This is a genomic window from Phytopseudomonas argentinensis (assembly GCF_900113905.1).
GTDB classification, from domain to species: domain Bacteria; phylum Pseudomonadota; class Gammaproteobacteria; order Pseudomonadales; family Pseudomonadaceae; genus Aquipseudomonas; species Aquipseudomonas argentinensis.
In genome coordinates, this window is record NZ_FORC01000003.1 from 389,924 (window position 1) to 413,893 (window position 23,970).

The 23,970-nt window shown below is 65.6% G+C and carries 20 protein-coding genes; 13 read left to right on the top strand and 7 right to left on the bottom strand.

Features of this window, described 5'->3' with window-relative positions:
• The first annotated feature begins 3 nt into the window (after positions 1-3).
• Entirely contained in the window at positions 4-1,587 is a 1,584-nt protein-coding gene (locus BM154_RS16335) for a gamma-glutamyltransferase family protein (protein WP_074886332.1), read from the top strand.
• Positions 1,588-1,785: 198 nt separating this feature from the next.
• On the opposite strand, the gene BM154_RS16340 is transcribed toward BM154_RS16335, so the two are convergent.
• The 5 genes from BM154_RS16340 to BM154_RS16360 all read right to left on the bottom strand — a co-directional run bounded on the left by BM154_RS16340 (position 1,786) and on the right by BM154_RS16360 (position 9,571).
• Positions 1,786-3,159: an alanine/glycine:cation symporter family protein gene (locus BM154_RS16340; RefSeq protein ID WP_208609453.1), complete on the bottom strand. Its 1,374-nt coding sequence runs from the start codon at positions 3,157-3,159 to the stop codon at positions 1,786-1,788.
• A gap of 305 nt (positions 3,160-3,464) precedes the next feature.
• On the bottom strand, positions 3,465-4,301 hold the full coding sequence (locus tag BM154_RS16345) for an alpha/beta hydrolase (RefSeq protein ID WP_074886336.1): 837 nt from the start codon (positions 4,299-4,301) through the stop codon (positions 3,465-3,467).
• Positions 4,295-5,509, bottom strand: a complete 1,215-nt coding sequence (locus BM154_RS16350; protein ID WP_074886340.1) for a YeeE/YedE family protein — start codon at positions 5,507-5,509, stop codon at positions 4,295-4,297. The genes BM154_RS16345 and BM154_RS16350 overlap by 7 nt, the downstream gene beginning before the upstream one ends.
• Before the next feature lie 824 nt (positions 5,510-6,333).
• Positions 6,334-8,145: a sodium-extruding oxaloacetate decarboxylase subunit alpha gene (gene oadA / locus BM154_RS16355; RefSeq protein WP_074886343.1), complete on the bottom strand. Its 1,812-nt coding sequence runs from the start codon at positions 8,143-8,145 to the stop codon at positions 6,334-6,336.
• 10 nt (positions 8,146-8,155) lie between these two features.
• Complete coding sequence (locus tag BM154_RS16360; RefSeq protein WP_074886346.1) at positions 8,156-9,571, bottom strand: acetyl-CoA carboxylase biotin carboxylase subunit; 1,416 nt, start codon at positions 9,569-9,571, stop codon at positions 8,156-8,158.
• A gap of 187 nt (positions 9,572-9,758) precedes the next feature.
• Here BM154_RS16360 and BM154_RS16365 point away from each other — a divergent pair, with 187 nt between their 5' ends.
• Both BM154_RS16365 and BM154_RS16370 read left to right on the top strand, forming a co-directional pair.
• Entirely contained in the window at positions 9,759-10,709 is a 951-nt protein-coding gene (locus BM154_RS16365) for a LysR family transcriptional regulator (protein WP_074887149.1), read from the top strand.
• A 45-nt stretch (positions 10,710-10,754) separates the two neighbouring features.
• The gene (locus BM154_RS16370) at positions 10,755-11,426 is read left to right on the top strand and encodes a GntR family transcriptional regulator (protein ID WP_074886349.1); all 672 of its coding nucleotides are present in this window, start codon (positions 10,755-10,757) and stop codon (positions 11,424-11,426) included.
• A 120-nt stretch (positions 11,427-11,546) separates the two neighbouring features.
• Here BM154_RS16370 and BM154_RS16375 read toward each other — a convergent pair whose 3' ends face one another.
• Complete coding sequence (locus BM154_RS16375) at positions 11,547-13,160, bottom strand: L,D-transpeptidase family protein (RefSeq protein ID WP_083414592.1); 1,614 nt, start codon at positions 13,158-13,160, stop codon at positions 11,547-11,549.
• Between the two features lie 152 nt (positions 13,161-13,312).
• On the opposite strand from BM154_RS16375, the gene BM154_RS16380 reads away from it, so the two are divergent.
• The 9 genes from BM154_RS16380 (at position 13,313) to BM154_RS16420 (ending at position 21,364) form a co-directional block, all read left to right on the top strand.
• Entirely contained in the window at positions 13,313-14,026 is a 714-nt protein-coding gene (locus BM154_RS16380) for a murein L,D-transpeptidase catalytic domain family protein (protein ID WP_074886352.1), read from the top strand.
• A 261-nt stretch (positions 14,027-14,287) separates the two neighbouring features.
• Positions 14,288-14,878 (top strand): amino acid synthesis family protein, encoded by a 591-nt coding sequence (locus BM154_RS16385; protein WP_074886356.1) that lies wholly within the window; start codon positions 14,288-14,290, stop codon positions 14,876-14,878.
• Between the two features lie 13 nt (positions 14,879-14,891).
• The gene (locus BM154_RS16390; RefSeq protein WP_074886359.1) at positions 14,892-15,725 is read left to right on the top strand and encodes an alpha/beta fold hydrolase; all 834 of its coding nucleotides are present in this window, start codon (positions 14,892-14,894) and stop codon (positions 15,723-15,725) included.
• A complete protein-coding gene (locus tag BM154_RS16395) occupies positions 15,722-17,203 on the top strand; it encodes an aldehyde dehydrogenase (protein WP_074886361.1) in 1,482 nt (493 codons plus the stop codon). Before BM154_RS16390 ends, BM154_RS16395 begins: the two co-directional genes overlap by 4 nt.
• A 20-nt stretch (positions 17,204-17,223) precedes the next feature.
• Entirely contained in the window at positions 17,224-17,709 is a 486-nt protein-coding gene (locus BM154_RS16400) for a flavin reductase family protein (protein WP_074886364.1), read from the top strand.
• A gap of 258 nt (positions 17,710-17,967) precedes the next feature.
• Positions 17,968-19,419, top strand: a complete 1,452-nt coding sequence (locus tag BM154_RS16405) for an NAD-dependent succinate-semialdehyde dehydrogenase (RefSeq protein ID WP_074886367.1) — start codon at positions 17,968-17,970, stop codon at positions 19,417-19,419.
• Between the two features lie 174 nt (positions 19,420-19,593).
• Positions 19,594-19,992: a carboxymuconolactone decarboxylase family protein gene (locus BM154_RS16410; RefSeq protein WP_013789224.1), complete on the top strand. Its 399-nt coding sequence runs from the start codon at positions 19,594-19,596 to the stop codon at positions 19,990-19,992.
• 53 nt (positions 19,993-20,045) lie between these two features.
• A complete protein-coding gene (locus BM154_RS16415) occupies positions 20,046-20,795 on the top strand; it encodes a GntR family transcriptional regulator (RefSeq protein WP_073263774.1) in 750 nt (249 codons plus the stop codon).
• A 5-nt stretch (positions 20,796-20,800) separates the two neighbouring features.
• Positions 20,801-21,364 (top strand): NUDIX hydrolase, encoded by a 564-nt coding sequence (locus tag BM154_RS16420; protein WP_074886370.1) that lies wholly within the window; start codon positions 20,801-20,803, stop codon positions 21,362-21,364.
• A 481-nt stretch (positions 21,365-21,845) separates the two neighbouring features.
• Here the strand turns inward: BM154_RS16420 and BM154_RS16430 are convergent, their stop codons facing one another.
• A complete protein-coding gene (locus tag BM154_RS16430) occupies positions 21,846-22,817 on the bottom strand; it encodes a DMT family transporter (RefSeq protein WP_074886377.1) in 972 nt (323 codons plus the stop codon).
• Between the two features lie 103 nt (positions 22,818-22,920).
• On the opposite strand from BM154_RS16430, the gene BM154_RS16435 reads away from it, so the two are divergent.
• The gene (locus tag BM154_RS16435) at positions 22,921-23,814 is read left to right on the top strand and encodes a LysR family transcriptional regulator (protein ID WP_074886380.1); all 894 of its coding nucleotides are present in this window, start codon (positions 22,921-22,923) and stop codon (positions 23,812-23,814) included.
• Positions 23,815-23,970 lie beyond the last annotated feature (156 nt).

Genomic DNA, 23,970 nt, shown 5'->3' on the forward strand with positions numbered 1-23,970 from the left:
CCCATGCTCAAGAGCACCCACGCCACCGGCGGCCTGTTCGTCGCTCCCCACCATCTTGCCGCCCAGGCCGGGCGCGACGTGCTCAAGGCCGGCGGCAGCGCCGTGGAAGCGATGGTCGCCGCGGCGGCCACCATCGCCGTGGTCTACCCGCACATGAACGCCATTGGCGGCGACGGCTTCTGGCTGATCCACGAGCCGGGCAAGCGGCCCATCGCCATCGATGCCTGCGGCAGCAGTGCGGCCCTGGCCAACCGCGATTTCTATGCCGGCCACACGCAGATTCCCAGCCGTGGCCCCTTGGCCGCGCTGACCGTGGCCGGTACCGTCGGTGGCTGGGCCGAGGCGCTGACGCAGACCGCTCACTGGCAGCCGCAAAAGGCCCTGCCCGAGCTGCTCGCCGATGCCATCGGCCATGCCCGCCGCGGCGTAGTGATCAGCCGCAGCCAGGCGCAACTGACCCGGGGCAAACTGGCGGAACTGCAGGATGTGCCGGGCTTTGCCGAGGTTTATCTGCCCGGCGGTCAGCCGCCACGCGAAGGCGAGCTGCTGCACCAGCCCGCCCTGGCCGACACCCTGCAGCGCCTGGCCGACGCCGGCCTGGATGACTTCTACCGCGGTGAGCTGGCCGAACGCATGGCCGCCGATCTCGAACGCCTGGGCAGCCCGCTGCGCCTGGCCGACCTGCAGGGCTACCGGGCCCGTACCGTCGCACCGCTGAGCGTGCGCCTGCACGACGCCACCCTCTACAACATGCCGCCGCCGACCCAGGGCCTGGCCTCGCTGCTGATCCTCGGCATCTTCGACAAGCTCGACGTCCAGCAGGCCGAAGGCTTCGCCCATGTGCACGGGCTGGTGGAGTCGACCAAGCAGGCCTTTCTGATCCGCGACCGCGTGGTGACCGACCCCGGCCGCGTGCCGGAGGATCCACAGGGCCTGCTGGCCGACGCCAACCTGCAGCACCTGGCAGCCGCCATCGACCCGCAACGGGCACTGGCCTGGCCACAACCGGCCCAGCCGGGCGACACCATCTGGATGGGCTGCATCGACGATCAGGGCCGCGCCGTCAGCTTTATCCAGAGCGTGTATTGGGAATTCGGCTCCGGCGTGGTGCTGCCGTCCACTGGCGTGGCCTGGCAGAACCGCGGGATCAGTTTCTCTCTGGACCCGACCGCGCTGCAGGCTCTGGAGCCGGGGCGCAAACCGTTCCACACCCTCAACCCGGCCCTGGCGTTGTTCGACGATGGCCGCACCCTGAGCTACGGCACCATGGGTGGCGAAGGCCAGCCGCAGACCCAGGCGGCGATTCTCAGCCGCTACCGCCTGGGCAGCGACCTGCAGGCCGCGGTCAGCGCGCCGCGCTGGCTGCTCGGCCGCACCTGGGGCGACGTCAGCACCACGCTCAAGCTGGAAAGCCGCTTCCCCAGCGAACTGGTCGAAGAGCTGCGTAAAGCGGGGCATATCGTCGAGCAACTGGACGAAGCCTTCAGCGACACCATGGGCCACGCCGGCGCGCTGCTGCGGCATCCCAACGGCTTGCTGGAAGGCGCCGCCGACCCGCGCAGCGACGGCAGCGTTTGTGGCTTGTAAACCTGAGCCGCAGAACGAAAACGCCCCGCTAGTGCGGGGCGTTTTCATTGGCGAGCGAGGTATCAGGTCTTCCAGCCTCGTAGGGTGGGCGTCGCTTTTCACGTCCACCGCAACGGTGGATCGATGAAGCGTGATCCACCCTGCAGTCTGTGGGCGCGCGCCCGCACTGAGTCGCAGAAAGCCGGCAGCGCTCGCTGATCAGTCCTCGGTCTTCCAGTTCTTGCGGCTCATGTAGTCGCGGGTTTCCTTGACCACGATACCGGAGAGCAGCAAGAGGCCGATGAGGTTAGGCAGCGCCATCAGGCCGTTGGCGATATCGGAAAAGGTCCACACCACCTCCAGCGATGTCACGGCGCCGACGAACACCACCACCGAGAAGATCAGCCGGTACGGCATCACCGCCACCCGGCCCATCAGCCGCTCCATGCAGCGCTCACCGTAGTACGACCAGCCGAGAATGGTGGTGAAGGCATACACCAGTACGCCGATGGTCACCGTGTAGATGCCCCAGCCGCCACCCAGGCCCTGCTCCAGCGCCCAGGCGGTCATCGGCGCACCCTTGAGGCCTTCCTGGGTCCAGGCGCCGGTGACAATGATCGCCAGCGCGGTGAAGGTGACCATCACCAGGGTGTCGAGAAAGGTCTGGGTCATCGACACCATGGCCTGGCGCACCGGTTTGTCGGTCTTTGCCGCCGCCGCCGCGATGGCGCCGGTACCCAGGCCCGACTCGTTGGAGAAGATACCGCGGGCCACGCCCATCTGCACCGCGAGAATGATGCTCGAACCGAGGAAGCCACCGGCCGCGGCGCTACCGCTGAAGGCATCGGTGAAAATCAGTGCGATGGCGTCCGGCAGGCGATCGGCGAACACCACCAGCACGGCGACGTTGCTGATGATGTACAGCACGATCATCACCGGCACCACGCCCGCGGCGAAGCGACCGATGCTCTTGATGCCGCCGATGATCACCACCGCCGTGCCGACCGCCAGCACCAGGCCGCTGAGGGTCGGCGAGATGCCCCAGGTGTCCTGCAACTGATGGGCGGCGGTGTTGGCCTGCACCATGTTGCCGATGCCGAAGGAGGCCACCGCGCCAAAGATCGCGAAGGCGACGCCCAGTGTCTTGCCCAGGGTGCCGCCGACGCCATGGGTGAGGTAGTACATCGGCCCGCCGCTCTGCTCGCCCCTGGCATCGGTGACACGGTACTTCACGCCCAGCAATGCTTCGGAGTACTTGGTGGCCATGCCCACCAGGCCGGTCATCCACATCCAGAACAGTGCACCGGGCCCGCCGATGCCGATGGCGGTCGCCACCCCGGCGATATTGCCGACTCCGATGGTCGCCGCCAGCGCGGTGGCCAGGGCCTGGTAGTGGGAGACGTCCCCGGGTACGTCGCCTTTTTCCTTGCGCTTGACAAAGGCCAGCCAGAAGGCATGGCCCAGCACGCGGAACTGGATGCCGCGCAGGCGGACGGTCAGGTACAGGCCGGTCAGCAACAGCAGGGGTATCAGCAGAAACGGCCCCCAGATAAAGCTGCTGATGGCCGTGAGCAAAGCGAGAAATTGGTCCATGGCGGTGTCCTTGTCTTGCTGTCCAGTGCGGCTCGTGGCCGGCAGGAACGGCGCCCAGGCCGGTAGAGCCGAAGCGCCGAGCGAGTGAACGCAAACGCGTCCGTGCAAACATCGGAGGTCTGTCACAGGCCCCAAGGGCGTAACAAAATGTCAGGCGAATCAATCGATTGCAACGCGGGTGATTGGTGCCAGAAGGGCAAGGCTATAACAACTTGGCCGTCAATGGCCGGAAAAAGCGTGCCATTCAGTTGCCTGGTTTGAATCGAGTCAGGTGTTCGGCGCGCCAGGGCGCCAGCCAGCGGGGATCAGTTACCGCACTGAAGCGGCCGAGATTGCCAGTGCGCCCATGCCTGCCCCCAGCCTGCGTGGTGCGATACCTGCGGCAGCTGGACCACCTGCACGCAGCGCGCTTCGCCGAGGCCGCCCAGGTAGTGATGCAGCACCGCGACCGGCACCACGCCATCCCCGTCGCCGGCCAGGTGACGCTGGGTAACGCTCCGCAGCCGCTCGCGGTAATCCAGCGGCTCCAGTGAGCCCTCGAGCGGGCTCAGTTGCAGCAGGCCCGCCCAGTAACGGGGGCTGAGATTGCCGGCGAGGGTCTGCACGCTGGTGACGTCATCGCGCCGCGCGGCCAGCAACAACGCCAGTGCGGCGCCGCCGGAATAGCCAACCAGTTCGAACGTCTGGTTGCCATAACGCGCCTTGATCAGGTCGAGCGCCTGATCGAGGCTGCCCAGCACCTCCTCACTGAAGCGCCGACTTGTCCACAGGCTGTTGCTGCAACCGGGTGCCGTGACGAACTGGCAGGGCCGCGCCAGGTACAGGCTGGGTGTCGGATCACCGAATGCCAGGCGTGCCACCAGCAGATCACGCGGGGACGGGTCGAGACTGGGCTGCAAGCGCGTCGCCCAGGCATGACCATCACCTTCGAGATAAACACGCATACGCGCCGCAACCGGCACATGGGCCGGCGCACCGAGCAGCAACGGAAAAGGCTTGGTGTCGAGGGTCTGTAATCGCCGATCGTGCTGGCCGGCCAGTTCGCCGAGCCGCTGTTGCGGAGACTGGCAGCCGCCCAGGGCAAGGGCCAGCAGCACGCCGAAAAGCAGCGCGGCTGACCTTGCCGGGCGGGTGATCAGCATCCGGTCAGCTTCGCCTCGCGGCGTTCGCCCGGGAAGAAGAACGGCCGCAGGCGCACACCCACACCGTTACCGACGAATGCAGCGACCAGCCACAACCAGCCGTGCAGGCTGCCGGAGGCGATGCCGCTGAAGTAGGCGCCGATGTTGCAGCCATAGGCCAGGCGCGAGCCGTAGCCAAGCAGCAGGCCGCCGATCACCGCCGCGACCAGCGAACGCAACGGAATGTTCAGGTTCGGTGCGAAACGCCCGGCCAGGCCAGCGGCCAGCAGCGCGCCGATGACGATGCCGATATCCATCACTGTGGTGATGTCTTCCCACAGCGGCGCAGCCAGCGCCTGGGCATTGGCCGGCTGCTGCCAGAACGCCCAGGCGGAAACGTCGACGCCGGTACCCTGCAGCACCTTGGCGCCCCACAGCGCGAACGCCGAGGTGATGCCCCAGGGGCGACCGGCCAACGCCAGGGTGGCGAAGTTGAGCAGCGCCAGCAACACCGCGCCCCAGATCAGCGGCCAGGGGCCACGCAGGAAACGCTGCCAGCCCTGGTGCTCGCTTGGCGCCGCCCGCTCCAGGCTGCCGTGACGACGCAGCTCCAGGCGGGCGCTGATTGCCGCGATGGCGGCGAACAGGGCCAGGCTGACCACCAGCGCGGGCACCAGGCCCAGGCTGCTGACGATGGAGGTCGGCGGCAGGCTCGGCAGCGCGGCCCACCAGTCCAGGTGATGGGTCGCGCCAACCCCACCGATGATGAAGAACAGCAGCGTCACCAGCATTCGCGCATTGCCGCCGCCGACGGTGAACAGCGTGCCGGAGGCACAACCACCACCGAGCTGCATGCCGATGCCGAAGATGAACGCGCCGACGATCACCGAGGTGCCCGCCGGGGCCACCAGCCCTTTGACCGGCGTACCAAACAGGGTGCCCGCCGACAGCGCCGGGAAGAACAGCAGCACGGCAATGGCCAGCATCACCATCTGCGCCCGCAGGCCCGCGCCGCGGCGCTCGTTGAGCAGCACGCGCCAGGCCGAGGTGAAGCCGAACGCTGCGTGATAGAGCACCAGGCCCAACGCGCCGCCGACGATGAACAGCAATGCCTGGCGGCCACTGACCGCAAAGGTAAGGGCCAAGGCGCCAGCCAGCAGCAGCGCCACGGCAACCAGCGGCGTACCCGGACGGTGGGCCGGCGCCGCAGCAGGAATCGACAAACTCATATAGACCTTCGAATGACCAATTGAAACGGTCGGCTATTCTAGCCCGCCCCGGCTGTCCCGGTATGCCGATGCTTAGAACGATTACTGAAAAGGTTATGCCATCGGGCGATTCACGATCTTTATGCGCACGAAGCGGCATTACAAGGCAGAAGCGGACGGTGGGCAGAGCCTTTGTGGGAGAGGCTTTAGCCTCGAGCTCTTTACGTCCCACACGCTATGCGTGAGCTGTGGTTTGCCAGCTTTATCGCGTTGCGGATACGTTCGGTTCCGCTCTGTCGAGCGGGCTTCTTTTGGCATCGCCCCAAAAGAAACCAAAAGGTCTAGCCCCGGCATACGGCCCCAGCTGCGCTGGGGTTCCCTCGCTCCATCATTGTTCCGAGGGCCCGCCGCGAAGGGCCGTCCCTGGCCCATCGCGGCTCTCGCGACATCCATGTCGCTCAACCCTCTCCACAACGATTCCGCTCGGCCTACTGAAGGGGCGATTGGTGTCGTCTGATAATTCTGTGGCATGAGGAACACCTTAAAGGCGAAGCGGCCGACCGGCCGCTCCCGCCATTTAGCTGCCAAAATCGACGAACCTGGGCTGAAAGATTATTGGCAGGTTCTCCGAGCACTCCGTCATGGGCAATCGGCGGCATGAGAGGTCAAACTGAATGCATCGTGGGAGGGCGCCATGCGCCCGAAAGCTTCGCGGGCATGGACTAGGCGTCTCCACCCGCTCCCACAGGTTCGAGAAGACTCGGCCTCCCCGACCGCTCCTACGAGATCAGGGCCGCCAGACAAAAAAAGGGGCCTTGCGGCCCCCAGAGGTTAATCGGTAACGGTCAGGCTTCGACTTCGATCAGCACTTCGCCCGGGTTGACGCGGTCGCCCTTGGCCACGTGCACGGCCTTGACCGTGCCAGCGATCGGCGCCTGCACTTCGGTTTCCATCTTCATCGCTTCGGTGATCAGCACCGCCTGGCCGGCCTTGACGGTGTCGCCCTCCTTGACCAGCACGTCGACGATATTGCCCGGCATGCTGGTGCTCACGTCGCCCGGCGCGCTGGCGCTGCGCCGCTTGCTGCCGGTGCCACCGGCCACGTAGTCGTTGAGCGCCTCGAACACCACTTCCTCGGGCATGCCGTCGATGGACAGGTAGAAGTGCCGCTTGCCCTCGCCCTTCACGCCGACGCCGGTGATGTCCACGCGGTAGCTCTCGCCGTGCACGTCGATGATGAACTCGGTCGGCACGCCCGCGCCGCCGACGGCTGCCACACCGCTGCCATCGGGAATCGGCAGCAGCACTTCGGGCTGCAGGGCGCCGGCTTCACGCTCTTCGAGAAACTTGCGGCCGATGTCCGGGAACATGGCGAAGGTCAGCACGTCCTCTTCGGACTTGGCCAGCTCGCCGATCTGCCCGCGCAGCTTGTCCATCTCCGGCTTGAGCAGGTCGGCCGGGCGCACGTCGATGACCTCTTCGCTGCCGATGGCCTGCTTGCGCAGCCTCTCGTTGACCTTGCCCGGCGCCTGGCCGTAGCCGCCCTGCAGGTAGAGCTTCACCTCGTTGGTGATGGTCTTGTAGCGCTCACCGGCCAGCACGTTGAAGAACGCCTGGGTACCGACGATCTGCGAGGTCGGCGTGACCAGTGGCGGGAAGCCGAGGTCTTCGCGCACCCGCGGGATCTCCGCCAGCACTTCGTTCATGCGGTTCAGCGCGCCCTGCTCCTTGAGCTGGTTGGCCAGGTTGGAAATCATCCCGCCCGGCACCTGGTTGACCTGTACGCGGGTGTCCACGGCGGTGAACTCGCTTTCGAACTGGTGGTACTTCTTGCGCACCGCATGGAAGTACATGCCGATCTCCTGGATCAGCGACAGGTCCAGGCCGGTGTCGTATTCGCTGCCCTTGAGCGCGGCGACCATCGACTCGGTACCCGGGTGGCTGGTGCCCCAGGCGAAGCTGGAGATGGCCGTGTCGATATGGTCGGCGCCGGCCTCGATGGCCTTGAGCTGGCACATCGAGCCCAGGCCCGCCGTGTCGTGGCTGTGGATAAATACCGGCAGGTCGATCTCGGCCTTCAACGCCTTGACCAGTTCGGCCGTGGCATAAGGCGTGAGCAGCCCGGCCATGTCCTTGATGGCGATGGAGTCGATGCCCATGGCCTGCATGGCCTTGCCCTGGGCGACGAAGGCCGCCACGGTGTGCACCGGGCTGGTGGTGTAGGCGATGGTGCCCTGGGCGTGCTTGCCGCTGGCCTTCACCGCCTCGATGGCCACCTGCAGGTTACGCACGTCGTTCATGGCGTCGAAGATGCGGAACACGTCGATGCCGCTCTCTGCAGCCTTGGCGACGAAGGCGCGCACCACGTCATCGCTGTAGTGGCGGTAGCCGAGCAGGTTCTGGCCGCGCAGGAGCATCTGCAGACGGGTATTGGGCAATGCGGCACGCAATTGGCGCAGGCGCTCCCAAGGGTCTTCCTTGAGGAAACGCACGCAGGCGTCGAAGGTCGCGCCGCCCCAGACCTCCAGCGACCAGTAGCCGACCTTGTCGAGCTTGTCGCAGATCGGCAGCATGTCTTCGGTGCGCATGCGGGTGGCCAGCAGGGACTGGTGAGCGTCGCGCAGGATGGTGTCGGTAACCGTGATCTTTCTTGTCATGGTGCGTTCCTCACAGGCCGGCATGGGCGGCGATGGCGGCGGCGATGGCCAGGGCCAGTTCGCCCGGCTTGCGTTTGATCGAGTAGTTCAACAGCTCGGGGTGGTTGTCGACGAAGCTGGTGTTGAAGCGCCCACTGCGGAATTCGTCGTTGGCGAGAATCTGCTGGTAGTAGGTGGCGGTGGTCTTCACGCCCTGCACGCGCATGTCGTCCAGCGCCCGGGAGCCACGGGCCAGGGCCTCCTCCCAGGTCAGCGCCCAGACGATCAGCTTCAGGCACATGGAGTCGTAGTACGGCGGAATGGTGTAGCCGGTGTAGATCGCCGTGTCGGTGCGCACACCGGGGCCGCCAGGGGCGTAGTAGCGGGTGATCTTGCCGAACGAGGGCAGGAAGTTGTTGCGCGGATCCTCGGCGTTGATGCGGAACTGCAGGGCGAAGCCGCGGTACTGGATGTCTTCCTGCTTGATGGAGAGCGGCAGGCCCGAGGCGATGCGAATCTGCTCGCGGACGATGTCGATACCGGTGATTTCCTCGGTGATGGTGTGCTCCACCTGCACCCGGGTATTCATCTCCATGAAGTACACCTCGCCCTCGGCGAGCAGGAACTCCACGGTACCGGCGTTCTCGTAACCGACCGCCTGGGCGGCGCGCACGGCGAGGTCGCCGATGTAGGCGCGCTGCTCCGGGGTGAGCTGCGGGCTGGGGGCGATCTCGATGAGCTTCTGGTTGCGACGCTGGATCGAGCAGTCACGCTCGTACAGGTGCACGGTGTTGCCGAAGCTGTCAGCGAGGATCTGCGCCTCGATGTGCTTGGGGTTGACGATGCACTTCTCCAGGAACACCTCGGCGCTGCCAAAGGCCTTGGTCGCCTCGGAAATCACCCGCGGGAATGCCTGCTCAAGCTCCTCGCGGCTGTTGCAGCGGCGAATGCCGCGGCCCCCACCACCGGAGGTGGCCTTGAGCATCACCGGGTAGCCGATGCGGTCGCCTTCGCGCAATGCTTCGGCGACATCCGCCACGTTACCCTCGGTGCCCGGCGTCACCGGCACGCCGGCCTTGATCATGCTGCGCCGCGCTTCGGTCTTGTCACCCATGCGGCGGATGACCTCGGCACTCGGGCCGATGAACTTGATGCCGCGCTCGGCGCAGATTTCCGCCAGCTCGGCATTTTCGGAGAGAAAGCCATAGCCGGGGTGCAGGGCATCACAACCGGTTTCCACCGCCAGGTTCACCAGCTTGCGCGGGTTGAGGTAGCCGGCCAGCGGGTCGTCACCGATGCCGTAGGCCTCATCGGCACGTTTGACGTGCAGCGCCTGGCGGTCGGCATCTGAATAGATGGCCACCGACCGGATGTTCATTTCGGCACAGGCCCGCACGATGCGCACCGCAATCTCGCCACGGTTGGCGATCAGGATTTTCTTGATCACGAGCCAGCATCCTCGATCACGTGAACAGGCAACCCATTGAGGGTCGAGATATGACCGGATATGTCCGCCCGATCTTGTAACCAACCCTACGCCGCTGTAACAATTAACCAAAATCAATATTTGTTGGGTTCTGCATAAGTAAAAACTTATGCTCTGCGAACAACAAACCACCCAAGTGGTGAAGAAAATTCGCAAGTCATTGTTACGCATGACCTTTCGGCAACTGCAGGTATTTCGTTCGGTGTGTGTCAACCGTTCCTACAGCCGCGCCGCCGAGGAAATGTCGTTGACCCAGCCTGCTGTCAGTCTGCAGATTCGTCAGCTCGAAGAGCTGCTCGACCAGCCGCTGTTCGATTACGTCGGCAAGAAGCTGTATCTGACCGACGCGGCGGAAGCCCTGCAGCGGGCCAGCGAGGATATCTTCGGGCGCCTGGAGAGCCTCGACATGCAACTGGCCGACCTCAAGGGCTCGCTGCAGGGGCAGCTGAGCCTGGCTATCGAATCCAGCGCCAAGTATTTCGTGCCCCACCTGTTCGCCGCCTTTCGCCGCGAACACCCGGAAGTCAGCCTGCAGCTCACGGTGGTCAACCACACCCAGGCGGTGAGGCGGTTGAGCGCCAACCGCGACGACCTGTTGATCATGTCCCAGGTGCCATCGGATATGGCCCTGGAATTTCTGCCCTTTCTCAACAACCCGATAATCGCCGTGGCGCCTCCGGACCACCCACTTAGCCAGGCCGAGACCCTGCAATTGCAGGATCTGTGCGACTGGCCGCTGCTGGTACGCGAGCCGGGTTCGGGCACCCGCCGCGCCTGCGAGGAGTACTGCCACCAGAAGCGCGCGCACTTCGCGCAGATCCAGGAAGTCGGCTCCATGGAGGGCCAGCGCGAGGGCGTGCTGGCCGGCCTGGGCCTGGCGCTGATCCCCCGCCACGCGGTGCGCCGCGAGCTGCAGCTGGGCCTGCTGCGCGAGCTGCCGGTGGCCGAACTGCCACTGCTGCGCAGCTGGTGCGTGCTGCATCCGCGCGGCAAGTACCTGTCGCCGGTGGCCCAGGCGTTCTTCGACTTCGTGCGCAACCAGCGCACTCAGATCGGTGCACTGGCCGAGCAGTTCAGTGGCGTGGGCAATTCGCTGTAGGGCTTTCGTATATGATGCCCAGGGTTCTCGACCGGCAGGTGCCAATTGCCCTTATCCCCTGAAAATGCGCCCAATCTGGGTGTCGTGCCGTCCACGTCGGAGGTGATCACCCGGCACCTGCGCGACGCCATCGTCGCCGGCCGTTTCGCCGAGGACGAGCCGATCCGCCAGGACGAGATCGCCCGGCTGTTCAACGTCAGCAAGATCCCCGTGCGCGAGGCGCTCAAGCGTCTGGAAGCCGAGGGCCTGGTGGTGTTCCAGCGCAACCGCGGGGCGATGGTCACGCGTATCGCCGAGGCGGAGCTGGCGCAGATGTTCGAGGTGCGCATCCTGCTCGAGGACAAGGCGCTGCGCCTGGCGATCCCCAATATGACCGACGCGACCTTCGCCGAGTCCGAGCGAATTTGCGAAGCGTTTGTCGGCGAGCACGACGTCGGCCGCTGGGCTGCACTCAACTGGGCGCTGCACGCCTGCCTTTACGAGCCGGCGCAGCGGCCCTATCTGGTAAACCTGATCCGCTCGATCCACGACAAGCTGGAGCGCTACCTGCGCCTGCAGATGAGCCTGTCCGAGGGCAAGGATCGCGCCGACGTGGAACACCGCGAGATCATCGCCGCCTGCCAGGCCAGGGATGTGGAACGCGCCGCGGCGCTGCTGGAGCAGCACATTACCGGGGTGTGCCGCAGCCTGTTCGAGCATCTGCCTGGGCGAAAGTGAATCGGCGGGCATTGTGATAACCCCCTGTAGGAGCGCGCCATGCGCGCGAAAAATCGCGGGCATGGCCTAGGCGTCCCCGCCCGCTCCCACTGAGGGAAATACCAGCGCGGCCTTGCTACCCTAAATCCGGTTCGACGCCTCCAGCGCCTTGAGCAACCTTGCGTCATGGCCGTAGATGTCCGGGCGGAACTGCACCGTCCCGTCAGCGCCGACCTGGGCCGTCCAATAGGCCATCAGGATCGGTACCGGCTGCGGTAGATCGGCGCGCAATGTACGGCCGCTGTCCCACTGCCTGGCAATGCGCGCGCGCTCGGTAGGCGAGGCGCCGGCAAGCAGTTGATCGACCAGTTCGGTGACTCGCTCGACGCGCACGCAGCCCGAGCTGAACAGCCGCGGCAGGTTGTCGAACAGACGTTGGCTCGGCGTGTCGTGCAGGTACACCGAAAAGGGATTGGGAAAACGGATTGCCACCTTGCCCAGCGGGCTATGAGCGCCGGCAGACTGGCGGATCATCACCCGACCGGGCCGCTCCCAGTCGACGCCCCGCGGGTCCACCGGATTGCCTTCGTAGTCGATCACCTGCATATGGTTGGCGGCCAGGTAGCCAGCGGCGTCACGGCGCAGCTCGGGCAGCTTGTCCTCCTTCAGGATGGTCGGTGGAATGGTCCAGGTCGGATTGAGCGTCAGGTGAGTGATGCGCGAGCGCAGCAACGGCGTCGGCCTTGCGGGCCTGCCGACCTGGGTGCGCGCCTGCCAGGCGACGGCATGGTCACGCAGGAACATCACCTCGGCACCGGCCACGTCGATCAGCACGCTGGTCGGCTCGATCTCGTGGGACAGCCAGCGCAGGCGCTCCAGGTTGATGCGGATCTGATCCATGCGCTCGCTGGCCGACCGGTTCAGCTCGGCCAGGGTCCCGGGGCCGACCACGCCGTCGGGCTTGAGCAGGTGGTTGCGCTGGAAGGCCTTGACCGCCTCCACCAGCGCCGTGGAGTACACCGAGCCTTGCTCGGCGACCAGTGCCGGCGCGCCCTGGGACAGGTCGCCATGCAACTGCAGGCGTTGCTCCAGCAAGGGCACCCGGCCATCCACGGCGCCGGGCTTGAGCAGGGTGCCGCCGGGAATCGCCAGCCACTGTGGCAACTCCTGGCGGCGTAGCTCGGCGTAGCGCTGGCGTAACTGCTGGTAGGGGCCGAAATCCGGCCGCGCCTGCTCGAAGGCCTGCGCCGGATCACTCAGCCCAGCCTGGGCAATCGCCAGCAACGGCGCCTGGCTCTGCGGCACAGCCATGCCCTCCGGCTCCCACAGTGGCTCCACCTTGGCCTGCTCCAGGCGCCCGTAGGCAAGGTCCTGCAATGCCTGCAGATAGGCCGTGGTGGCGAGCACCTCGACACAGGCCGCAAGGCGCGGCGACGGGTCGTCGACCGCCGCCAGTTCGCGCAGCGGCTCGAGATGATAAGCGCGCGGCTCCAGGCCGTCGTCAGCCAATGCCTCCAGTTGGGTGAACAACACGGGCAGATTGTCCCTGTTCCACACCGGCTGGGCGCCACGTAGCAGGTAGAACGGCTCCAGCCACTCGCGATCCTTGGCGGACAATTCAAGCACCGGCGTTACGCACCCCAAACCGGGCTCGGCGAGTTGCTCTTGCAGCGGGCTGGGTGGCGGCGCATCAGCCAGCGCCAAGGGCGCCGTCAGGGCCAGAGCCCAGGCAGCGATTGAAGAAGGAGAAAACAAGGCGCCGCTCCAATTTACGACAGAGTGAATGACAGCCCGTCGGAATCGCCCGCGGGACTGGGAACTTCGGCTGCTAGAATCGCGGGCTTTGTTGTGCCCGCATCGCCTGGCGAAGGCGCGCGCCATCGATGGCCAAACCTCAGAGACTTGAAATGATGACCACGATTCAGCGAATTTGCTTAGCCTTTCTTTGCCTGGCGCTGCCCGTTCCGTCGGTGATGGCCGCCACCCTGGCACCCGATCCGCTGCTGGAGGGGCTGTCTGCACAAGCTCCGGCGCTCGATCGCAAGGTCCTCAACCACGCCCTCGACGCGATGCGCTGCGCCATCAACAATGGTGCCGTACCTGCCCGGCGCCTGGCCGTGATCGACTTCTCCAAACCTTCTAGCGAACGCCGCCTGTGGATCTTCGACCTGACCAGCAAGCGCGTCCTGCTGCACGATCTGGTCGCCCATGGCCAACAGTCCGGCGACAACTTCGCCACGCGCTTTTCCAACCGCGAAGGCAGCCACCAATCGAGCATCGGCCTGTTCCGCACCAGCGAAAGCTATACCGGCAAACACGGTTACTCGCTGCGCATGGACGGCCTGGAGCCCGGCTTCAATGACCTCGCCCGCCAGCGCGCCATCGTCATCCACCCCGCTGACTACGTAAACCCGGCCTGGATCAAGACCCAAGGCCGCATCGGCCGCAGCCAGGGCTGCCCGGCGGTACGCCCGGAAGTCGCGCGCATGGTGGTAGACAGCCTCAAGGGTGGGCAATTCATGTTTTCGTACTACCCGGACAAGCGCTGGCTGCAGTCCTCGGCCTTTATCAACTGCAAACCAGCGCTGGTCGCGGGGATCCTCAACGCCCGGGAAGGTTGAGCCTTCCGGCAAGCCCCTTCATCGCCGCGGCGTTGCAGGCCGAGACTCGCCAAGCGCTGGATGGGCGAAGCATCGCCCATGCCCTGCAATGCAGCCTCGCCAGCATTGCCCTTCGAACTGACTAAAAAACACCTTTGAACTCCTGTTGGCACATCCGCGGATGCCTGCCAAAGCGGCGTCGCGCCTGGCTTTCGGCAATGCTTGCATATTGTGTATTCTGGTATACCATAATACCCAACACCAACCAGCCGAGGAGCTGCCATGAGTTTCGAGATTCGCAAGATCGTCAGCTACATAGAGGAAACCCTGATCGAAGGCGGCAAGGCGACTGACAAGCCGGTCACCATGGTCGGCCTGGCCGTGGTGATCAAGAACCCCTGGGTTGGCAATGGCTTCGTCGAAGACCTCAAGCCGCAGATCAAGGCCAACTGCTCCGCCCTCGGTGAGCTGATGGTCGCGCGCCTGACCGCCGCCATCGGCGGCGCCGACAAGATCGAAGCCTATGGCAAGGCTGCCGTGGTCGGTGCCGACGGCGAAATCGAGCATGCGTCGGCGGTTATCCACACCCTGCGTTTCGGCAACCACTACCGCGAGGCGGTACAGGCCAAGAGCTACCTGTCGTTCACCAACAAGCGTGGCGGCCCGGGCACCTCGATCCAGATCCCGATGATGCACAAGGACGACGAAGGCCTGCGTTCGCACTACATCACCCTGGAGATGCAGATCGAAGACGCCCCGCGCGCCGACGAAATCGTCGTGGTCCTGGGCGCTGCCAACGGTGGCCGTCTGCACCCGCGTATCGGCAACCGTTACATCGATCTGGAAGAACTGGCGGCCGAGAAGGCGCAGTAATCGGGAGCAGGCCATGATTCGGCACCTCGCTGAACGTACCCCCGCCGGCACCAGTTACCGGGTGATCGGCCAGGGCCAACCCGTGGTATTGATCCACGGCGTGGGCCTGAACAAAGACATGTGGGGCGGCCAGGTCGTCGGCCTGGCCCAGCATTTCCAGGTCATCGTCTACGACATGCTCGGCCATGGCGACAGCCCGCGCCCGGCCGTGGACACCGACCTGGCCGGTTACGCCGACCAGCTGCGCGAACTGCTCGACCACCTCGGCCTGGCGCAGGCCATGGTGATCGGTTTCTCCATGGGCGGCCTGGTGGCCCGTGCCTTCGCGCTGCATTACCCGCAGCGCATCGCCGCCCTGGTGGTGCTCAACAGCGTGTTCAACCGCAGCCCCGAGCAGCGCGCCGGGGTCATCGAGCGTACTGCCCAGGCCGCCGAACATGGCCCGGACGCCAACGCCGAAGCAGCGCTGTCGCGCTGGTTCAGCCGTGAGTACCAGGCCGCCAACCCGGCGCAGATCGCCGCCATTCGCCAGACCCTGGCCGGCAACGATGCCCAGGGTTACCTGACCACCTATACGCTGTTCGCCACCCAGGACATGTACCGCGCCGACGACCTGGCCGAGATCCAGGTGCCGACGCTGATCGCCACCGGCGAACTCGACCCGGGCTCGACGCCGCAGATGGCCAAACAGCTGGCGCAGTGCATTCCCGGCGCACGCGCCGTGGTGCTGGCCGAGCAACGGCATATGATGCCGGTAGAATCGCCGCGCCTGGTCAACCAGATGCTGCTGGAGTTTCTCGAGCAAGCCTGCCCGCTGCAAGACACCGCCAAGGGGATCGTTGCATGACACTCGCACGCTATCAGATGTGCATTGACGGCCAGTGGGTCGACGCACAATCGGGCAACACTTTCGAGAGCCTCGACCCGGCTCGCGCACAAGCCTGGGCCGTGCTCCCGGATGCCGGCGCCGAGGATGTCGAGCGCGCCGTGCAGGCCGCCCAGGCGGCCTTCGACAACCCGGCCTGGCGCGGCCTCAGCGCCACTGCGCGGGGCAAGCTGCTGCGTAGCCTGGGTGACCTGATCGCCGATAACAAGGAAGCCCTGGCCCAGCTGGAGAGCCGCGACAACGGCAAGCTGATCCGCGAGACCCGCGGCCAGGTCGGCTATCTGCCGGAGTTCTTCCACTACACCGCGGGGCTGGCCGACAAGCTCGAAGGCGGCACCCTGCCCCTCGACAAGCCGGACATGTTCGCCTACACCACCCACGAGCCGATTGGCGTGGTGGCCGGGATCATCCCCTGGAACAGCCCGCTGTACCTGACCGCGATCAAGCTCGCCCCGGCCCTGGCCGCCGGCAACACCATCGTGCTCAAGCCGTCGGAACACGCCTCGGCGACCATTCTCGAACTGGCCCGCCTGGCCCTCGAAGCCGGTTTCCCGGCCGGGGTGGTCAACGTGGTCACCGGCTACGGGCCGACCACCGGCGCGGCGCTGACCAGCCACCCGCTGGTACGCAAGATCGCCTTCACCGGCGGCGCGGCCACTGCCCGCCATGTGGTGCGCGCCAGCGCCGAGAACTTCGCCAAGCTGTCGCTGGAGCTGGGCGGCAAGTCGCCGAACATCATCTTCGCCGATGCCGACCTGGACAGCGCCGTGAATGGTGTGGTCGCCGGCATCTATGCCGCCTCCGGGCAGAGTTGCGTGGCCGGCTCGCGCCTGCTGGTGCAGGACAGCATCTACGACCAGTTCGTCGAGCGCCTGGTCGAGCGTGCCAAGCGCATCCGCATCGGCAACCCCCAGGACGACGCCAGCGAGATGGGCCCCATGGCCACTGCCCAGCAACTGGCAGTGGTCGAAGGCCTGGTCGCCACAGCCGTGGCCGAAGGTGCGAAACTGCGCCTGGGTGGCAAACGGCCGCAGGTCGACGGTGAAGGCTGGTACTACGAGCCGACCCTGTTCGAATGCGACCGCCACTCGATGACCATCATGCAGGAAGAGGTCTTCGGCCCGGTCGCCTCGGTGATTCGTTTCAAGGACGAAGCCGACGCCCTGGCCATGGCCAACGACTCGCAGTTCGGCCTCGCCGCCGGCATCTGGACCCGCGACCTGGGTCGCGCCCACCGCATGGCCAAAGGCGTGCGCTCGGGCATCATCTGGGTCAACACCTACCGCGCCGTATCGGCCATGGCGCCGATCGGCGGTTTCAAGAACAGCGGCTACGGCCGTGAAAGCGGCATCGATTCGGTGCTGGCCTACACCGAGTTGAAAACGGTGTGGATCAACCTGTCGCAAGCGCCCATGCCCGACCCGTTCGTGATGCGCTGAGCGCATCGAGGAAAAGCAAAATGATCGAACCCGGACTGTACAAATCCGTCATGGCCGCCTTCCCTTCCGGGGTGACCATCGTCACCACCCTGGGCCCCGATGGCGGCATCGTCGGCATCACCGCCAGCGCCTTCAGCGCGCTGTCCATCGACCCGGCGCTGGTGCTGTTCTGCCCCAACTACAGCTCCGATTCCTACCCGGTGCTGCGCGACAGCAAGCGCTTCGCCATCCACCTGCTGTCCGCCGAGCAGCAGAAGGAAGCCTACGCCTTCGCCGGCAAGGGCAAGGACAAGGCCGCCGGTATCGAGTGGACGCTCAGCGAGCTGGGCAACCCGCTGCTCGATAACGCCGCGGCGATCATCGAGTGCGAGCTGTGGCGCGAATACGACGGTGGCGACCACGCCATCATGGTCGGCGCGGTGAAGAACCTGATCCTGCCCGAGGAAGCCCCGGTGCCGATGATCTATCACCGCGGCAAGCTCGGCGCCCTGCCGGCATTCGCTTAATACCGACACAACTTCGCGAGCTAGAGCCCTGCAAGGCGCAACGACCAACGGGAGTAGCAGCCAAAGGCTGACCCGAAGGGCGAGCGCCAGCGAGTAAAACAGGCGAGAAAGCGGCCGGGGTCGCGGCCGACTGTACTTTTGTACATGAGCATTTCGAGCCTGGTTTTAACGCCGCAGGGCCGACGCGCAGCAAGTTGTAGCCTTCTTTGGCCGTGCTCACCCACCCTCGAGCACGGCCTGTTTTGTTCTGGAGCCGCCATGACGCCCGAAGCCTCGCGCCTGTTTCGCCAGCACGCCTACCTCGATGGCCAGTGGCTGGCCGCCGATGACGGCGGCAGCCAAGCTATCTTCAACCCCGCCAATGGCGAGGAGATCGGCCGTGTTCCCAACATGGGCAGCGCCGAAGCACAACGCGCCATCGCCGCCGCCAACGCTGCCTGGCCGGCCTGGCGCGCACGCAGTGCCAAGGAGCGCAGCACCATCCTCAAGCGCTGGCATGGGCTGATCCTGGAAAACGCCGACGCGCTGGCCGAGGTCCTCACCCTCGAGCAGGGCAAGCCGCTGGCCGAAGCCCGTGGCGAGATTCTCTACGCCGCCAGTTTCATCGAATGGTTCGCCGAGGAAGCCAAGCGCATCTACGGCGACACCATTCCCAGCCACAAGCCCGATGCGCGCATCGTGGTGACCAAGGAGCCGATTGGCGTGGTCGCCGCGATCACGCCGTGGAATTTCCCGGCGGCGATGATCACCCGCAAGGTCGGCCCGGCGCTATCCGCAGGCTGCCCGTGCATCGTCAAGCCGGCCCCGGAAACGCCGTTCTCGGCCCTGGCCCTGGCCGTGCTGGCCGAAGAAGCCGGGCTGCCCGCCGGCCTGCTCAACGTGATCACCGGTGATGCGGTGGCCATCGGCAACGCGCTGTGCGCCAGCGCCGAAGTGCGCAAGCTGTCGTTCACCGGCTCCACGCCGATCGGCAAGCTGCTCATGCAACAGTGCGCCAGCACCCTGAAGAAGGTCTCGCTGGAGCTGGGCGGCAATGCGCCGTTCATCGTCTTCGATGACGCCGACCTGGAGCGTGCCGTGGAAGGCGCCATGCTCGCCAAGTACCGCAACGCCGGGCAAACCTGCGTGTGCGTGAACCGTTTTCTGGTCCAGGACGGTATCCACGATGCCTTCGTCGCCCGCCTGGCCGAGCGCGTAGGTGAGCTGAAGGTCGCCGATGGCTTCAGCGACGGCGCACAGCAAGGCCCGCTGATCAACGATCGCGCTGTGGACAAGGTCGCCGATCACGTCGCCGATGCGCTGGGTAAAGGCGCCCGCCTGGTCTGCGGCGGCGAGCGCCATGCGCTGGGTCACGGTTTCTTCCAGCCCACGGTACTCGCCGAGGTGACCTGCGAGATGAAGGTCGCCCGCGACGAAACCTTCGGCCCCCTGGCGGCGGTGTTCCGCTTCAGCGACGAGGCCGAGGCGATCCGCATGGCCAACGACACCGAGTTCGGCCTGGCCGCCTATTGCTACACCCGCGACCTGGGCCGCGCCTGGCGGATGAGCGAAGCGCTGGAATATGGCATGGTCGGCATCAACGAAGGGCTGATCTCCACGGAAGTGGCGCCCTTCGGCGGCATCAAGTCCTCCGGCCTGGGCCGCGAAGGCTCGCACTACGGCATCGACGACTACCTGGAAATCAAATACACCCTGATGGGTGGGCTGTAAGCGGGCGACCATGTGGCGGGCACGCAACTTGTAGGAAAGGCTTTAGCCTCGAGCTCTTTGCTTGCATTGATAAAAAGCTCGGGGCTAAAGCGGATCGCCGCCCGGCCCCTCCTGCATTCTCCGACCGCTTCTGCCTTCCAGCAGCCTCATCGCCAGTCAACCGGGAGAACCGACATGAGCAACGACAAGTACGAAAAGGGCCTGAAGATTCGCACCCAGGTGCTGGGCGAGGCCTACGTGAAGCGCTCGGTGGAAAACGCCGACGACTTCAACCGCCCGCTGCAGGAGCTGGTCACCGAATACTGCTGGGGGCACGTGTGGGGCCGGGAAGGCTTATCGATGCAGGAACGCAGCATGATAAACTTGGCCATGATTTCCGCGCTCAATCGCCCGCACGAACTGAAGCTGCACATTCGCGGCGCCCTGCGTAACGGCCTCAGCCGTGAGCAGATCCGCGAGATCCTGCTGCAGGTCGGCATCTACTGTGGCGTGCCTGCCGCGGTCGACAGCTTCCGTATCGCCCGTGAAGCATTTGCCGAAGCGGATGCGGAGCAGCAGCAACCCGAGGCATAAGCGGCCAAGGCAATGCGATGAGTGCGCCCATACCTATAACGCGAGCACCAACCATGAAACGCCAGCCGATCGACGACAGCTTCAAGGTCAACCGTAATCCCGTGACCCTGCGGGAAATCGTTCTGGACAAGCTGCGCAGCGCCATCATGAATTTCCAACTGCTGCCCGGCGACCGTCTGGTGGAGCGCGACCTCTGCGATCGCCTGGGCGTCAGCCGCACCTCGGTGCGCGAGGCGCTGCGTCACCTGGAGTCCGAAGGCCTGGTGGAATTCGCCGACGCCAAGGGCCCACGGGTGGCGATCATCACCCTGGAAGATGCCTGCGACCTCTACGAGCTGCGCTGCGCGCTGGAAGGCATGATCGTCCAGCTGTTCACCCTGCGCGCCCGCGCCAAGGACATCCGCGCCCTGGAACGCGCCCTGGAAAACAACCGCCAGACTCTCGAAGAAGGCGAGCTGCCGGACGTGCTGGAGTCGGTGCAGGAGTTCTACAACGTACTGCTCGAGGGCTGTGGCAACGAAGCGGCGGCCACCCAGCTGCGCCAGCTGCAGGCGCGTATCAGCTACCTGCGCGCCACCTCGGTGTCGCAGAGCAACCGCCGCAGCACCAGCAACCAGGAAATGGAGCGGATGGTCGAGGCGATCAAGAGCGGAGACCCGATCGCCGCCCACCAGGCCTCGGTGGATCACGTGCGCGCCGCGGCCAAGGTCGCCCTGGAGTACCTGGAAGCCAAGCAGGAAGGTGCCAAGGCCCGCGATATCGTCGCGCCCATCGGCCTCAAAGACCCGCGCATCGGACGCTGACCGCCATGCCCAGCCCGCGCTTCTGTACCCAATGCGGCAGCGCGACGCTGGAGCGCCGCCGCCCGGCCGGCGACGACCACCACCGCCTGGTGTGCAGCGGTTGCGGGCATATCCACTACGAAAACCCGAAGATCATCACCGGCTGCATCATCGAGCAGGACGGCCGCTACCTGCTCTGCCAACGCGCCATCGCCCCGCGTATCGGCACTTGGACGCTGCCGGCCGGCTTCATGGAAAACGGCGAAACCACGGAAGAAGCGGCGCTGCGCGAGGTCCGTGAGGAAGCCGGCGTGGTGGCGGAAATCACCTGCCCCTACTCGATCTTCAGCGTGCCCGCGATCAGCGAGGTGTACCTGATCTTCCGCGCCAGGCTGCTGCACGACACCGGCTACTTCGGCAGCGAAACCTCGGCCCGGCGCTTCTTCGCCCCCGAGGACATTCCCTGGGAGCAGATCTACTACCCGGCCATCCGGCAGATTCTGGAGCGCTACATCGCCGAGCGCGAGACGGGCAGCTACGGCATCTACATGGGTAGCGACGATACCGGCAAGGTGCATTTCATCCGCTAGCGCGTTGTACTGTTATGTGGCGAAAGCGGACGTAAGACCTCTATCTGTGGGAGCGGGCCATGCCCGCGAAAATAATGGACATAGCCCATCCCTCCAGAATGAGCCAGCCAGCATTACCGAGTTGCCTTTGCGCTCGGTTCCGCTCTGGCGAGCGGGTTTCTTTTGGCATCGCCCGGATGGCCGGCCCCGCCAAAAGAAACCAAAAGGTCTAGCCCCGACATCCGGCCCCGGCTTCGCCGGGGTTCCCTCGCTTCATCATTGTTCCGAGGGCACACCGCGAAGGGCCATCCTTGGCCCATCGCGGCTCTCGCGACATCCATGTCGCTCAAGGCTGCCCGCCCGGCCCTCTCCACAACGATTCCACTCGGCCTCCTGAAGGGGCGATTGGCGTCATCAGTTACTTTTGCGCAAGAAAGACATTACAAAGCCAGCGATGACCGTCCGCTTCTGCCTTGTAGCAGCCCTTCCCCCACGGCACCGCTCAACCCACCGAACTCGGCTTGCCCGCCCCCGCCACTTCTGCAACCACGGCCTTCTTGGCCGCGCCCGGCTTGAGCTGCCAGATACCGAACATCACCAGCGCCAGCCCGGCCATCTGATACGGCGAGATGGCTTCGCCGAGCAGCGCCCAGGCTGCGAAGATGGTCAGCACCGGGCCAAGATTGCCGACGGCGGCGGTATGGGTGGTGCCGATGCGCTGGATCGCCAGGGCCATCCAGTACACCGGCAGCACCGTGGAGATCAGTGCCATCAGCGCGGCGCAAAGCCATACCTGAGCCGGCTGTGCCAGCAGGCTGCCGAGTGGCTCGGTAACGGCGAAGTGCGCCAGCACCATCAGCGACGATGCGCTGCCCGCCAGCCCAGCCAGGCGCATCGAGCCCAGGCGCTTCACCATCACCCCGGTGCCCAGGTAGTACAGCGCGTAGGTCACGGCACTGGCGAACACCCAGAGCGAGCCGATGATCACCTGGCTGCCCATGTCGGTGGCGCCAATGTCGTGGATCAGCGCCACGCCAAGCCCCAGGTAACAGACCGCCATCGCCAGCAGCGTGCGGCGGCTGGGGCGTTCGCGAAAGGCGATCATCTGGAACACCAGCACCAGGGTCGGGTAGGTGAACAGGATCAGCCGCTCCAGACCCGCGCTGATGTACTGCAGCCCATAGAAATCGAACAGGCTCGACAGGTAATAGCCGAACAGCGCCAGCACCACCACGCGGGCGCCATCGGCCAGCGTGAAGCGCCCACCGACGCCGCTGCGGCTCAACCAGACCAGCCAAAGGAACAGCGGCAGGGCGAGGGTCATGCGCATCGCCAACAGGGTGATCGCCTCCACGGGGGCGGCGGCGTAGGCCAGCTTGACGAAAATCGCCTTCATGCTGAAACCGGCGGCGGCGAGGACGGCGAACAGACTGCCGTTACCGGCGCAGCGTTGGAAAAAGGCGGATGGCTTCATTTTCGGCCTGGATCTGGGGCAGGGAATGGTTATTCTGAGCCGAATGGCGCCAGCCAAGAATCGGTATTTCCCTAAGGCTGCCTTCTGTTTTGGAGAACCCCTTTTGCATTTCGACCTCGTGGATGTGCGCCTGCTGGTCGCCATTGCTTCGACCGGCAGCCTCAGCAAGGCCGCGGCCACCTTTCCGGTAGCGGTGTCGGCCGCCAGCACCCGGCTGCGGCAATTGGAGGAGCGCTGCCAGGTCACCCTGTTCACCCGCGCCGCCCATGGCATGACGCCAACTCCGGCCGGGCGTCTGGTGCTCGAGGGATGCCAGCGGGTTGTCAACGAAACCCAGCGTCTGCGGGATACCCTGCAGGAGCTGGCCGGCCAGCAACGAGTAGTGCTCAAACTGTGCGCCTCTACGGTAGCCAACAGCACCTTTCTGCCGGCAGCGCTCGGTCCCTTTCTGGCCGACTACCCGGAAGTGGACCTGCAACTGACCGAAGGCAGCAGCCGCTCCATCCTGCGTGACGTGCAGGCTGGCGAGATAGACCTGGGCGTCTATGACGGCAACCAGCCAACCGGCGGGCTGCTGTCCTTGCCGTTTCGCCATGATCGCCTGGTGCTGCTGGTACCCCAGGGGCATGCCCTGGCCGGCCGCCGGCTGGGGCTGGTGGAGGCGCTGGGTTTTCCCTATATCGGCCTGCCCGGCGAACGGGCGATGCAGCGCTTCATCGAGGACAAGGCCATTGCCGCCGGCATCGCCCTGCGCGTGCGGGTGCGGGCGCCGAGCTTCGATGCCATCGCCCAGCTGGTCGCCCAGGGCGCCGGCATCGCCATGCTGCCCGAAGCCGCCGCATCGCGGCTGGCCCAAGAACTGCCACTGACCCTGGTCGGCATCGCCGACAGCTGGGCCAGCCGTGAACTGCGCCTGTGCATCCGGGACTGGCAGAGCCTGCCCTCCCATGCCCGGCTACTGGTGAGCTACCTCTCCGGCGTTGCTCACCCAGGCTGAACCAGGCTTGCGGCCGACCGCGCACTCGCCCCCTACCTCGGCGCGTGGCTCGCCGCCGTGCTTCGGCAATGGGCGTACCCCACCCCGAATCAGCGCGCCCCTGAACGACGCGACGGCAGCCCAAGACGCGCCACCGTCGAAAAGCGCTTGCGAACG

Coding starts and splice junctions, on each gene's coding strand:
- BM154_RS16335 (WP_074886332.1), top strand. CDS start 4: ATGCTCAAGAGCACCCACGCCACCGGCGGCCTGTTCGTCGCTCCCCAC.
- BM154_RS16340 (WP_208609453.1), bottom strand. CDS start 3,159: ATGGACCAATTTCTCGCTTTGCTCACGGCCATCAGCAGCTTTATCTGG.
- BM154_RS16345 (WP_074886336.1), bottom strand. CDS start 4,301: ATGCTGATCACCCGCCCGGCAAGGTCAGCCGCGCTGCTTTTCGGCGTG.
- BM154_RS16350 (WP_074886340.1), bottom strand. CDS start 5,509: ATGAGTTTGTCGATTCCTGCTGCGGCGCCGGCCCACCGTCCGGGTACG.
- oadA (WP_074886343.1), bottom strand. CDS start 8,145: ATGACAAGAAAGATCACGGTTACCGACACCATCCTGCGCGACGCTCAC.
- BM154_RS16380 (WP_074886352.1), top strand. CDS start 13,313: ATGATGACCACGATTCAGCGAATTTGCTTAGCCTTTCTTTGCCTGGCG.
- BM154_RS16385 (WP_074886356.1), top strand. CDS start 14,288: ATGAGTTTCGAGATTCGCAAGATCGTCAGCTACATAGAGGAAACCCTG.
- BM154_RS16390 (WP_074886359.1), top strand. CDS start 14,892: ATGATTCGGCACCTCGCTGAACGTACCCCCGCCGGCACCAGTTACCGG.
- BM154_RS16395 (WP_074886361.1), top strand. CDS start 15,722: ATGACACTCGCACGCTATCAGATGTGCATTGACGGCCAGTGGGTCGAC.
- BM154_RS16400 (WP_074886364.1), top strand. CDS start 17,224: ATGATCGAACCCGGACTGTACAAATCCGTCATGGCCGCCTTCCCTTCC.
- BM154_RS16405 (WP_074886367.1), top strand. CDS start 17,968: ATGACGCCCGAAGCCTCGCGCCTGTTTCGCCAGCACGCCTACCTCGAT.
- BM154_RS16410 (WP_013789224.1), top strand. CDS start 19,594: ATGAGCAACGACAAGTACGAAAAGGGCCTGAAGATTCGCACCCAGGTG.
- BM154_RS16415 (WP_073263774.1), top strand. CDS start 20,046: ATGAAACGCCAGCCGATCGACGACAGCTTCAAGGTCAACCGTAATCCC.
- BM154_RS16420 (WP_074886370.1), top strand. CDS start 20,801: ATGCCCAGCCCGCGCTTCTGTACCCAATGCGGCAGCGCGACGCTGGAG.
- BM154_RS16430 (WP_074886377.1), bottom strand. CDS start 22,817: ATGAAGCCATCCGCCTTTTTCCAACGCTGCGCCGGTAACGGCAGTCTG.